This window comes from Microbulbifer sp. CnH-101-G (assembly GCF_052466775.1).
On record NZ_CP174292.1, the window covers coordinates 3,610,308 to 3,622,409 of the forward strand.

General features: G+C 49.1%; 9 protein-coding genes. 5 read left to right on the forward strand and 4 right to left on the reverse strand.

Annotation, left to right across the window (positions count from 1 at the left end; translation table 11 throughout):
- Positions 1-3 precede the first annotated feature (3 nt).
- Together ACJJID_RS15945 and ACJJID_RS15950 are read left to right on the forward strand one after the other, a co-directional pair.
- Positions 4-2,823: a M16 family metallopeptidase gene (locus ACJJID_RS15945; RefSeq protein ID WP_444920328.1), complete on the forward strand. Its 2,820-nt coding sequence runs from the start codon at positions 4-6 to the stop codon at positions 2,821-2,823.
- 319 nt (positions 2,824-3,142) lie between these two features.
- Positions 3,143-4,645: a S8 family serine peptidase gene (locus tag ACJJID_RS15950; RefSeq protein ID WP_444920329.1), complete on the forward strand. Its 1,503-nt coding sequence runs from the start codon at positions 3,143-3,145 to the stop codon at positions 4,643-4,645.
- 370 nt (positions 4,646-5,015) lie between these two features.
- Here ACJJID_RS15950 and ACJJID_RS15955 read toward each other — a convergent pair whose 3' ends face one another.
- Complete coding sequence (locus ACJJID_RS15955) at positions 5,016-5,903, reverse strand: SPFH domain-containing protein (RefSeq protein ID WP_444920330.1); 888 nt, start codon at positions 5,901-5,903, stop codon at positions 5,016-5,018.
- 149 nt (positions 5,904-6,052) lie between these two features.
- Here ACJJID_RS15955 and ACJJID_RS15960 point away from each other — a divergent pair, with 149 nt between their 5' ends.
- Complete coding sequence (locus tag ACJJID_RS15960) at positions 6,053-6,283, forward strand: DUF350 domain-containing protein (protein WP_152455492.1); 231 nt, start codon at positions 6,053-6,055, stop codon at positions 6,281-6,283.
- 4 nt (positions 6,284-6,287) lie between these two features.
- Positions 6,288-7,112 carry a transglutaminase domain-containing protein gene (locus ACJJID_RS15965; RefSeq protein ID WP_444920331.1) on the forward strand — a complete coding sequence of 275 codons (825 nt, stop codon included), beginning with the start codon at positions 6,288-6,290 and terminating at the stop codon, positions 7,110-7,112.
- A gap of 85 nt (positions 7,113-7,197) precedes the next feature.
- On the opposite strand, the gene ACJJID_RS15970 is transcribed toward ACJJID_RS15965, so the two are convergent.
- A complete protein-coding gene (locus ACJJID_RS15970) occupies positions 7,198-9,591 on the reverse strand; it encodes a zinc-dependent metalloprotease (RefSeq protein WP_444920332.1) in 2,394 nt (797 codons plus the stop codon).
- 255 nt (positions 9,592-9,846) lie between these two features.
- On the opposite strand from ACJJID_RS15970, the gene ACJJID_RS15975 reads away from it, so the two are divergent.
- Positions 9,847-10,560 carry a DUF2884 family protein gene (locus ACJJID_RS15975; RefSeq protein WP_444920333.1) on the forward strand — a complete coding sequence of 238 codons (714 nt, stop codon included), beginning with the start codon at positions 9,847-9,849 and terminating at the stop codon, positions 10,558-10,560.
- A 63-nt stretch (positions 10,561-10,623) separates the two neighbouring features.
- Here ACJJID_RS15975 and ACJJID_RS15980 read toward each other — a convergent pair whose 3' ends face one another.
- Complete coding sequence (locus tag ACJJID_RS15980; RefSeq protein WP_444922645.1) at positions 10,624-11,568, reverse strand: alpha/beta fold hydrolase; 945 nt, start codon at positions 11,566-11,568, stop codon at positions 10,624-10,626.
- A 65-nt stretch (positions 11,569-11,633) separates the two neighbouring features.
- Positions 11,634-11,975: a hypothetical protein gene (locus ACJJID_RS15985; protein ID WP_444920334.1), complete on the reverse strand. Its 342-nt coding sequence runs from the start codon at positions 11,973-11,975 to the stop codon at positions 11,634-11,636.
- Positions 11,976-12,102: the final 127 nt, after the last annotated feature.

Consider the following 12,102-nt stretch of genomic DNA (forward strand, 5'->3'; position numbering starts at 1 on the left):
CTTATGAAAATTGTACGAAGGTACAGCATCCCCCTGACACTAGCATTGGCCATATCCGCTTGTGGGAAAGCGCCATTAGGTGAGAATCGCGAAGCGAACTCTCCTGACCCCACCCTAGCCTCCACAATAAGTACCACAGCCCCACTTTCCATCAATTACGAAAAATTTACTCTGCCGAATGGTCTGCGCGTTATCGTGCATGAAGACCGCAAAGCCCCCATTGTTTCTGTGGGCGTCTGGTATCACGTTGGCTCCAAGGATGAAAAGCCTGGACGCACAGGTTTTGCCCACTTATTTGAGCACTTGATGTTCAATGGCTCGGAAAATTACAACGACGAGTACTTCAAACCTTTTGAGCAGGCCGGTGCCACGGGAATGAATGGCACCACTTGGCTGGACCGTACCAATTATTTCGAAACTGTACCGACTAACGCCTTGGATATGGCCCTTTGGATGGAATCGGACCGTATGGGCCACCTGCTGGGGGTTATCACCCAGGAAAAACTCGATGAGCAACGCGGGGTGGTTCAGAACGAAAAACGCCAAGGGCAAAACCAGCCCTATGGAAAGGTCTGGGAACGCATGCAAAAGGCGATCTACCCAGCAAACCACCCCTACTCCTGGACCACCATTGGCTCGATGGAAGACCTCAATGCGGCAACTCTTGAGGACGTGCATGAATGGTTCAAACAATACTATGGTGCGGCCAATACCGTGTTAGTTTTGGCTGGCGATATCGATGTGGAAACGGCTAAGGCTAAGGCGAACCATTACTTTGGCGATATCCCCGCTGGACCGCCGTTAATCAAGAAAAAAGCTTGGATTGCCAAGCGGGAGCAATCCAGCCGCGAGCAAATGTTTGATCGCGTAGCCCAACCCCGTCTTTATAAAGTCTGGAATACACCCAATCTCACCCATGAAGACGCCAATGCTATTGCCCTGGCCGCAGCGGTGCTCGGAGATGGCAAGAATTCACGCCTGTATAAACGCCTGGTTTATAAAGATCAAATCGCCACCAACATCAGTGTTGGCCTGTATGAATTCGAACTTTCTTCCATCTTCCCTATTACCGCAGACGCTAAGCCCGGAGTGGCACTTGCTGAGGTCGAGGCCGCCATTGAGGAGGAGTTAGAAAAGTTCCTCAGCGAGGGACCAACCCAGGAGGAACTGGCCAGGGTTAATATGAGCGATTATGCCTCAATGGTGCGTAACCTCGAGCAAGTCGGTGGCTGGGGCGGTAAAGGAGTGCTCCTTGCGCGCGGAGAGCTCTATCAGAGCAACCCCAATGCCTACCTGGATGCACTGACTAAAAAACAAAAAATCACCACTCAACAGGTTCGCAAAGCCGCACAGAAATGGCTATCCAGCGGCGATTACAATCTTGAGGTTCTGCCCTTTCCCGAGTATGACGTAGCTAAAAGTGGGGCAGATCGAAGCAAGCTCCCCGAAACAGGTAATTTCCCCAGTGTGCCCTTCCCCAAGTTACAAACTGCCGAACTTTCCAACGGTCTTAAAGTAATCCTGGCTGAACGAAATTCAGTGCCTGTTGTGGATATGCGCCTGCAGTTTGATGCCGGCTATGCCGCAGATCAAGGCAACAAATTGGGCACTTCCAGTTATGCCATGTCCATGCTGAAAGAAGGCACCGGAAAGCTGGATGCCTTGCAAATAAGCGCGAGAGAAGAAATGCTGGGTGCGCATATCAGCTCAGGGGCTGACATCGACACTTCTACTGTGCGCCTTAACGCATTGAAGACCAATCTAGATGATTCGGTAGCATTATTCGCCGATATTGTTATGCACCCGGCTTTTTCAAAAGAGGAAATTGAGCGTAAACGAGCGCGCTGGATCGCAGCTATTCAACAAGAAAAGACCCGCCCTGTACAAATGGCACTGCGCAGCTTGCCGCCATTACTCTATGGAGAGGGCCATGCCTACAGCGTACCGTTTACTGGCTCCGGTACAGAGGCATCTATTAAGTCACTCAATCGCGATGACTTGGTGAACTACCACAAAACCTGGCTTCGCCCAGACAATGCCACCCTTATTGCCGTTGGGGATATCAATCTGGAAGCACTTACACAAAAACTGGAGCAACACTTTGGCGACTGGAGCGCACCAGAAAGCCCGCTGCCCCAGAAAAACCTCGCTCAGGTGGCGCATCCCCAAAAAGCCAGTCTGTACCTGATCGATAAGCCTGACGCAGAGCAAAGCATTATCATCGGTGGCTTACTGGCACCATCTGAAAAGATTACCGAGCGCGATGCGATGCATATGATGAATGATATTTTTGGAGGGACATTCACCGCACGCTTGAATATGAACCTGCGCGAAGATAAGCACTGGGCCTACGGTGCCTACTCTTTTTTGACCGGAGCAAAAGGCCAACAACCACTAATGGTTTATGCCCCAGTGCAAACGGATAAAACCAAAGAATCCCTGATGGAATTACAGACTGAGCTACGCAGTTACATAAGTAGCAAACCCGCACGGGAAGAAGAGTTGCAAAAGGTCAAAGACAAAAAGGTCAATGAATTGCCTGGCAGCTTCGAAACTATTAAAGCTGTCGCCAGCGCAGTTTCGAATATGATCACTTACGACCGCCCACTGGATTATATGGATAGCTATACAGACAAAATCCGGGAAGTCAATCTATCAACCATACATAAGTTGTCCCAAGACACCATTAAGCCGGATCAATTTACCTGGGTGATTGTTGGTGATAAAAGGAAAATTGAGAGCGGTCTTCGAGAGCTTAATATTGGCAAAATTATAGAACTCGACATCAATGGCAAACCAATCGAAAAGATAACCCTCAATTAACCCGCGCTTAAAGTAGTTAGACGCAGCAATGCGTCTAACTACTAATTTATGTACAAGCAATCTGAAATTTAAATACTTAAGTAGTATTTTTTATTTTTAAACCCGCCGTAAATAAACGTTTCCAAAAGAAAACCTTTCAACAAAAAAAGCGCCAAGTTTAGCCAACTTAAAAAAAGTGTATTTTTTTATATAAAAAGGTCGTTTTTTATTTCTCAAAAACCAAAAGGTTGTTATTTTTTATGTCGGGGAGGGCGGGATTTACTTCTCGCAAGGATTTTTCCTCTCCAAAAATAAAATAATATCTGTTAAGGAGTAACTCATGAAAAAGGCCCTTTCGATATTTGCCAGCGGTGCCCTGGCTTTTAGCTTCGCAATATCGGCCAGCGCCGAAGACAAGCGCTATATCGTCACGTTCAAGGAAGGCAAGGGGGAGGCCGTCAGGTCTCTGGTACAACAAAATGGAGGGCAAAGAGCCCTTGAAATTCGCAACCACAACGCCATGGCCGCACACCTTCCAGCAAAGGCGCTGATGGCACTGCGCAGGAATCCAAACGTTGCCTTTATAGAAGAGGACCTCAAGCGTTATCCCCTGTCCCAGGAGATGCCTTATGGTATACCTATGGTACAGGCAGACCAACTCAGCGACCTGCAGGCCGGCAACCGCACCGTATGTATCATTGACTCCGGTTACGACCTGGGACACGAAGACCTGTCAGGTAACGCGGTTACCGGTAGCAGCGACCCAGATGGTGCCGGCAACTGGTATGAAGACCAAAATAGCCACGGCACCCATGTAGCTGGCACTATCGCCGCTATGAACAACGACACCGGTGTTGTAGGGGTAATGCCAAACAGCAATATCAATTTGCACATCGTCAAAGTCTTTGGTGCAGACGGATGGGCCTACTCTTCATCGTTGATTGCCGCTGCTGAAGAGTGTGCAGCCAATGGTGCAAACGTGATTAATATGAGCCTCGGTGGCGACAGGGCAAACTTCTTTGAGAGACGCGGCTTCGATAACCTCAACAAGCGTGGCATTCTCTCTGTTGCCGCCGCAGGTAATGATGGCAACACCCGTCATAGCTACCCGGCTTCTTACAACTCCGTTGTCTCCGTAGCAGCGATCGATAGCGATAAAAACATCGCTGGTTTTTCCCAGCAAACCAATCAGGTTGAACTCGCAGGCCCTGGAGTTCAGGTACTTTCCTCTATTCCCACTGGCAGTGGCCAGGCAGCCACTTTGGAAGTAGCCGGCACTGCAGTCGAAGCCGCAGCAATGGCAGGTACCCCCACTGGCGTTATCACTGGAGCCCTGGAAGATTGCGGAACGGCTGAATCTGCTTGCGTCAGCGCAGCAGGAAAAATCTGCCTGATTCAACGCGGCAATATCAGCTTTGCGGAAAAAGTCCTGAATTGTGAAGCCGGTGGCGGTGTTGGAGCGATCATTTACAACAATGTGCCCGGAATGCTTTATGGCACCCATGGTGGCGTGGAGACCCATATTCCATCCGTGGGTATCTCCGATACCGATGGCAGCGCCTTGTTAACTCAACTGGGTGCCAGTGCGACTATCGAAACCGAAGCTAACGATTATGCCTACTTTAACGGCACATCCATGGCGACCCCACATGTTGCTGGCGTTGCTGCTTTAGTTTGGAGCCATTACCCGAACTGCAGTAATTCAGAAATCCGCACTGCCCTGCAGGCTACTGCAGAGGATTTGGGTGATTCGGGCCGAGATAATGCTTATGGCTATGGTTTGGTCCAGGCCAAAGCCGCCTTTGATTACTTGGCAGCCAATGGTTGTACTGGCTCCATGTAATTCTTAGCAGGCCTTTCCTGTTTGGGGGAGCGGCTTGCTCCCCCTCAGGCATCAGTTATTCTCAATGAATAACTCTTTCCGAGTTAGGGTATCTATTTTCCTCCAAACGCCATCAATTACTTTCTGCCCCTTATACGCTTGACGACGCCTTAGATCCTCAAGCTTGTGTGCTTTTCCTGGGCGGTATCTTCAGTAAATAAATTCGCGTAAAAAGACCCACCAATAAAGACTGAAAATTTAATTATGATTAAACCGTGCTCAACAATAAAAAAGAGCACAAAAATATAGGAAATATTAGGTAGCAGATATTATTAAATGACTGAAAAATTAAAGAAGCTGAAAATTACTTTCAGCCTCTTGTTATTATTCCTTATTTACCTGCCACCCGTTTTACCTGGTCATTTAGCACTGCATGCTGCATACCTATAGTCCCCAGAGCTTCTACGGGGAGGAAAACCTTGTTATTCGACTCAGCCATTTTATCGAGGACTTCCAGAGTCCTATAGGCTAAGTATTTATCAGTTACTGACTTGGCCAGCAGATCATTGACTTCTTTTTGTCCAATCGCCTTTTCACGGGCAATAGCACGATTCATCTTTTCCCGCTCCAGATCGCGCTCCATTTGGATTTTCTGAATTTGAAATTGTGCTTTTTCCTGCTCTATCAGCTCACGCCGCTCAGCTGCGCGCTCCTTAGCCTGCGTGATGACCTTGGGGAACTGTATATCGGCCAGACCCAGGCGCTTAACCTCAATGGGTGTGCCTTTGAGGGCTTTAGAAACCTCACTAAACAACTCGTGACTGAGGGACTCTCTACTGGAAGCAATCTCATTGATAGAATATTTAGCTACCACACGGCGCACTACATCCCGAATTACCGGCTGAGCATAAGTTCCATAGACACGATTTACCGAAATATTATTATTCTCTGGAGGAATACGGTCGAAGACACTATCAATGGCATCATTGCTGATGGCACCAGTCATGCGAATATCAAAGCTCATATTAAGCTGGTCTTTGGGCATAAAGACCTTGAATTTTTCCAGATGACCAAAATCTGCAATTGTCATTGTGACCAACCTGTCACAGTAAAACATACACATATCCAGGCGAAATTTAGAAGGCGGTACCACTTCGGGCTTATAGCCACTCTCAGTTAATACTTTTCCCACATGCGCAGGCGGTACTTCAACTCGCTCACCACATGCAGACACTAAAAGAAGAGAGGCCATCAGACCCAAGACTGAAACAAAACGCATTGTTAACACCATGCAATGAAAAAAATAAGATATTGCAATTATACATGTACAACAAGGCGGAGTAATAAGGTGAAAGATGCTACAATCTGTATAAAATTTTTTATCTTCCTGAAAAATTAAACTTAAATTCAACTTACTGAAATAAAGACATGCAACTGGAATTCATCACCGCAACGCTATTTAATCTCGGCATCAACCTGCTTTACACCATATTAGCCCTTTTTGTTGGAATCGTTGCCTTAATAACCATTGATAAAAAATTACTGCGCACAGTGGATATTGAGGGCGAGCTGAAAAACGGCAATATTGCGGTCTCCATCTTTGCCTCCACAATTTTGATTTTTGTTGCCATCATCATTTCTTTTGGCTTAAAAGGATAGAGCTGTGAGCCGATGGATAGCCCCGTTGTTCATTTTCTCTACGTTGTTAATGCTACCGGAGATTTTCCGCAATACCGTACACAATCCAAGCGCGCGTACTCCAGCAGGCCAGCCCCTTACATCCGCAAGTAGAGCCTATAGTTCTGCCAATACTTCCATAATGGATCGGCAGAACGGGGTCGTGAGAGTCACGGGTACCAGTTATCCACTATCCGAGAAAACCATCCAGAAAGTGGTAGCCAAACGCTCCCTGGAGGAGAGCGCCCATGTTTCTATTTGGAACTGGCAAGGGTTAGAGGCCGTCACGGCTTCAGCGCGCGGTTTGGATAAACAGCATCATTTTGCCAATAGCTATCTGGTAGGCTTTAAGCCCTTCCAAACCCGGGAACTTTGGGTACCACTATATACTCTGGCAATGCAGAAGGAGTATCAGTACGACCACCTGCAGTACGCTGGCCTTTCCGATATATGGCAGACATCCCGCCAAGCTTATTTTCAAAAACGCGGTGACTGTGAAGACCATGCAATCTTACTGGCCGACTGGTTGATTGAACTTGGTGTGGATGCACGAGTGGCATTGGGTACACATAAAGGCCAGGGGCACGCCTGGGTGGTGGCTATAGTGGACAACCAAGAATATCTGCTAGAAGCTACCAGCAAGCGACGTCAGGCCAGCTGGCAGGCGATGCCACTGGCGGCCCTGGCTGAGGGTTATGAAGTGGAATTCCAATTCAATCGCAACTTCTTTTGGGCAAAGCGTAATTCCGCATCCACAAGAAAGTATCGCGGTATTCACTGGATAAAAAAATCCCAGTTTATTCGCAGTTAATCCTGCCTAAGAATTCACCCGGTAATTTTTCCGGGTGAATTAATTAAAGCCCCAAGCTCAATGTTTAACATTACCTAGACAGGACTCAAATTGGTGATCCCGGTGGCATCGCCTTGATATCCTCGGCCTTGACTTCCAGCTCGCCGCGCATGAATGACTCAATACGCTTAGCCTGGAAATAATAATGTGCGTTGTATCCCTGGGTATCTTCACCAAATAACTTCTTCTGCCCAAGTGCCACTTGGAATTTGGCCAGCTGCAACTGCGCCTTAGCCCTTACCGATTCTGCAGCGGTGCGGTCACTGGCGAGCAGCATCAGATGCTGGATATATACATGATTGGCGCGCTGGTGAATCGCCGCCTGCAAACCCGAATACGGTGCATCATGCAAAGCTAACGTAGTGAGTCGCCCCAATAAGCTGTCGAAAGCAGGAATCTCACTACTGCGCGCGTTTTGCTGATCCATACGCGCTGCCCGCTGCGGGTCCAATAGAATCGACAGGGTATGACCCGCTGCGGCCTCGGCCAAGGCCACTGCATCAAACGCTACGCCGGTATGGGAGGGAAAACTCTCCCTGGTCCGTTCATAACCATAAGACTTAGGGGGAATCAGCTGTAGAACCTGTTCCGGCAAGACCAGAAATTCTGGTGATAAGGTTCCCACTAGCATATCTATGGCTTGCTGCTGACGCTCGGCGGGCACGAGTGTGTAGCTATTCTGCTCAGCACCGTTATATAAGTAATCGTAATCCAACCCACCGATCAACTTACCCACCGCTTCCGCCTGATAGCGATGCCCGTAATAAACCGGTACCAGCGTCTCCTCCAGATCGGAACGAGGTGCAGATTTAGGATTTGCCGCACGGGAAAAATTCTCCAAGGCGTGGCGGCGCAACTCTGTCAGACGGCTGAATTCCTCCAGGGGGTCCTTGCCGTTATCCCATAAGTGAGAGGAAGCATGAGCATTGTTGATCACGCGGGAATCCGGATCGGAGATAAAACGCAGTTTTTGTTCCCCTGCCTCGGCAATGATCCTATCCAGATAGGATTGCTCCTCCTCGCCATTACCGTAGCCATAGCGAATTGCCAGCTTATCCCAGGCGCCGATACCTGTGGCATAAGCCTTGGAGAAATCCAACTCCGTGCCCAGTAAAGAAACCAGTGGCGCCGGATAATCCATTACCGAAGCGCGCTCCGCTGCACTCGCGGCAAAGTTATGGGCAAGGCCCAGTGTGTGTCCCACTTCATGGGCTGATAGCTGGCGAATACGAGCCAGCGCCATAGCCTGTAAGGCCGCAGTATCAGCAGATTCGTCGGTATATGGTTGGAGCAAACCCTGGGCGATCAGGAAGTCCTGACGCACACGCAGGGAACCAAGAGTCACATTACCCTTTAGGATTTCGCCGGTACGGGGGTCAAACACAGAGTAACCATAAGACCAGCCGCGCGTGGAACGGTGCACCCAGTTGATTACGTTGTAGCGCACATCTAGGGGGTCCGCGTTTTCCGGCAGGATTTCCACACGGAAGGCATCCTTATAACCGGCTGCGGTAAAAGCCTGGTTCCACCAGCTGGCCCCCTCTACCAACGCACTGCGTACCGGTTCTGGTACGCCTGAATCCACATAGTAGACAATTGGCTCAACCACTTCATCACTACCCGGTTTTTTCTCTAGACGGTGCCGGTAGATAAAACGCTGGTCTAGAGGTTGGTCGATTGCCGAGGCGTAATCGCGGAAAGTGAAAGGAAAATAACCACTGCGACTGTGGAACACTCGCGGCTGGTACTCTCGATCGGGAAGTTCGATCAAGGAGATATGCTGGCGCAGGGAAACCAGAGTCGGGGTTGGCACCACCTCGCGCAAATATTTACCGGGTTTGCTACCAGAAAAGGTCAACTGAGCCTCAAACTCGCTGTTCTTGGGGAAATTCTTAGTGCGTGGTAAAAAGATCGCGGACTTGGATTTATCCACAGAATAACTGCCCTGCTCCGCCTGTTTCAGGCGAGCCCCAATGCCGTGCTGATCACTAAGCAAGAAGGGGGTGAAGTCCACCAATGTAGCACCATCATTTTGTGCTAAAACTTCAAATCCCCAGAGCACTGAAGAGGCAAAAGCCTCTTCTACCGCAAGGCGCTCTGCCAGATTTTCAGACTCAGCGCGGTAGTGAGCGTTTACCTGGTGTAAGAGTACCTTGTTGCCTACACGCTGGAACTTCACCAAACGGCTCTCACCCACCTGATTGCGGTCCAAGCCCACAGGATTAGACCCCAGCCCCTGAGCCAAACCGGTGAGGAGCAGCAGCTCACGCTCAAACGTATCGATCTGCAACAGCACTCGGCCGCTATCCTCATCCCAGTAGAAATTGTGATACCCACTGTATTTACGCATATCCGCCGTATACTCGGCGATACCCTCGGCTTGAGCTACTGTGCTTAATAGCACCAGGCACAGAGCCATCAAATGCCTGCTGAATGACATTTGCCGTCCCCCAATTTTTAATTATTAAAAGCCAATACCCAGCGGTACCCTGACCACATCTGGATTGCGGCCAAGGGTAGCATTTAGAGCAACCCCAATCTGTACAAAAAACAGGCTAAAAAATTTTCTTACCTTCTGCATCCATTTGCACTTCCCATCTCGTCTGAAGGGGAAAGGCACAAAAACAGAGATTCAACTATGTGGAAACCACTTGCGATTTCAACACTAATTGGTTTTGGTGGAGCAGGACAGGCAATGGCACACGGGTCCATTCATATCGATACCGACAACTGTGAGTCAACTCTCGACTACACAGTAAAAGTGGGGCCCGACTTCTTCGAAGTGCACGAGGATGGGGATAAGCAACAATTGGTGTACTTCCATTCACCGGCACAGCTACTGGTAAATGGAAGCCAGATAACTCTGGATGCCCAACAACAACAATTGTTGCAGGAGTATCGCCAAAAACTACACATCGCCGGCCGCGACACCCTTTTAGTTACACTGGAAGCCGTTGATATCGCCATGGACGGATTGTCTATCGCTATCAGTGCTCTCGCGGGCCCGGATCACCCAGAGAACCAGGAGCTTAAACAATTCTCTGCGGATTTAATCCAGCGTACCGAGGATCGCCTCAATCGTGAGGGGGAAATTTACTATCTCGGCGATACTGAGATTGGCAACTTTATAGATGAGACAATCTCCAAAGAGTTTGAACCCCGTATCGAACGCCTGGCCAAGGATGCCGCGGGTACTATCGCCTGGCACGCTCTCAAGGCTGCCTTCACCGGCGGACAGAGTATAGAGGAGCGCGCTACCGAACAGGCAGAGCAGTTATTGGAACAGCGTTCAGAACAGATTGAGCAAACTGCCGAGCAACTTTGCGCCTCTATGCAGTCCATCGACCAACTGGAAACACAAGTACATCAAGCCGTGCCCGAGCTGGGCGACTATGACCTGGTCAAATAGTATTAGTGCCAACCGGCCTTAATTTTATCCCCCAAACCTGGCCGCTCTGCGGCCTTTTTTTATTTATTGCAGTTGCAGATTTTTAAGAAATTTCTTTGCATCGCGAACACTGCCCTTCGCGTGTTCCACATGCGTCATATGTCCGACTTTTTCGTAGGCGATCAACTTACTATTCGGTATTTGATGAGAAAAATATTCGCCTACCTCCAGAGGAATAATTCGATCTTCTGCTCCCCAGAGAAATAAAACTGGAGTCTGGATATTTTCAAGTCCTAAAAGCGGCTGAAAATTAACTGTGGCATTAGCGACAAGATTAATAGCCGTGCCACGATTTTTCTTATAGCGAGAGAGCAGGTAAATACGCTCTACCATTTTTTCCGGCAGCGCATTTGGATTGTAGAAAAAACGGGCCCTTAACATTTTTCTCAGCAGCCCACGGCTACCCAGGTGAGAAACAAAGCGTCGCCCCCAGTAACTGAGTACGAAACGCGCCATTACGGGAGGCATTTTCAACCCCTTGTCACATTGATAACCGCCCGGTGCAATCAGGATTGCGGCCTCAGCAGCATCGGGATGTTCAATCAAGTAGCGCAGTACCGCATTGCCTCCAAAGGAGTGACCAACTAGAACAAACCTCTGCAATCCCATTGTCTCAATAAATCGCGCGATGAAATCTGCCAGGTGCTTCGGGGTATAAGTTCCCCCCGGCAAGGGATCTGTGAGACCGTGGCCAGGAAGGTCCACCAGTATTAGATGGTAATCCCTAGCCAAAACTTTTGCCCACTCCCCCCAGCCGCCCAAGGAGTCTCCACCACCGTGAAAGCATAAAAGCAGTGGGCGCCCCTCCCTGCCTACTTCCCGGTAGTTCACCGAGAAACCATCGGTAAAAGCCAACTGGTTGTAGGAAAAACGAGATAATTCGTTGCGGCTCAGATTAGGACTGAAAAACGCGATTCCCAGCAACCAGATAAAAATCAGCAGAAGTATAAGGACAATCCAGAATGTCATAATCACGACAGGGCCTCCCTGGCCCTTACTGATTGTTTAACAAGACAGCGTAATCAGAAAAACCATTATTTTATCGAAGTCAATGTCAGCCCTTTGAGGCTGGTCGAGGCGACAGCCACATAAAAGTGCATCAATAAAATCATAAAGAGACCACCAGCCAGAATAAGCCAAAACCGGTTGTACCCCAGGTGACGCATGGTTAGGAACCAGGCACCAAGATTTAACACCTGTAATACAGCAGATAATCCCGCCAGTAGCGCCGCTTCGGTATAGGCCAGCCAGGTGAGATTAAAAGCAAGGGAGGGAGCCTGAATAATCACCGCAGCAGCCCCCAGCAAGGCTGCAGCCAGGCCGACATTACGCACTGAGTCGAAGGTAATTTCCAAGGCCCGAGGATAATCGCTCATTTGCTCCCTGTGTCCATTTACCCCGTTCTGCCCAATTAAAATCTGTGGGCCAACCAGAAGAATAGACCGCATTCAGCAATGGAGTTCTGAATCCATTAGATAAGCAGCTTTACTGAGGCTTAGTAGC

Coding starts and splice junctions, on each gene's coding strand:
- ACJJID_RS15945 (WP_444920328.1), top strand. CDS start 4: ATGAAAATTGTACGAAGGTACAGCATCCCCCTGACACTAGCATTGGCC.
- ACJJID_RS15950 (WP_444920329.1), top strand. CDS start 3,143: ATGAAAAAGGCCCTTTCGATATTTGCCAGCGGTGCCCTGGCTTTTAGC.
- ACJJID_RS15955 (WP_444920330.1), bottom strand. CDS start 5,903: ATGCGTTTTGTTTCAGTCTTGGGTCTGATGGCCTCTCTTCTTTTAGTG.
- ACJJID_RS15960 (WP_152455492.1), top strand. CDS start 6,053: ATGCAACTGGAATTCATCACCGCAACGCTATTTAATCTCGGCATCAAC.
- ACJJID_RS15970 (WP_444920332.1), bottom strand. CDS start 9,591: ATGTCATTCAGCAGGCATTTGATGGCTCTGTGCCTGGTGCTATTAAGC.
- ACJJID_RS15975 (WP_444920333.1), top strand. CDS start 9,847: ATGGCACACGGGTCCATTCATATCGATACCGACAACTGTGAGTCAACT.
- ACJJID_RS15980 (WP_444922645.1), bottom strand. CDS start 11,568: ATGACATTCTGGATTGTCCTTATACTTCTGCTGATTTTTATCTGGTTG.
- ACJJID_RS15985 (WP_444920334.1), bottom strand. CDS start 11,975: ATGAGCGATTATCCTCGGGCCTTGGAAATTACCTTCGACTCAGTGCGT.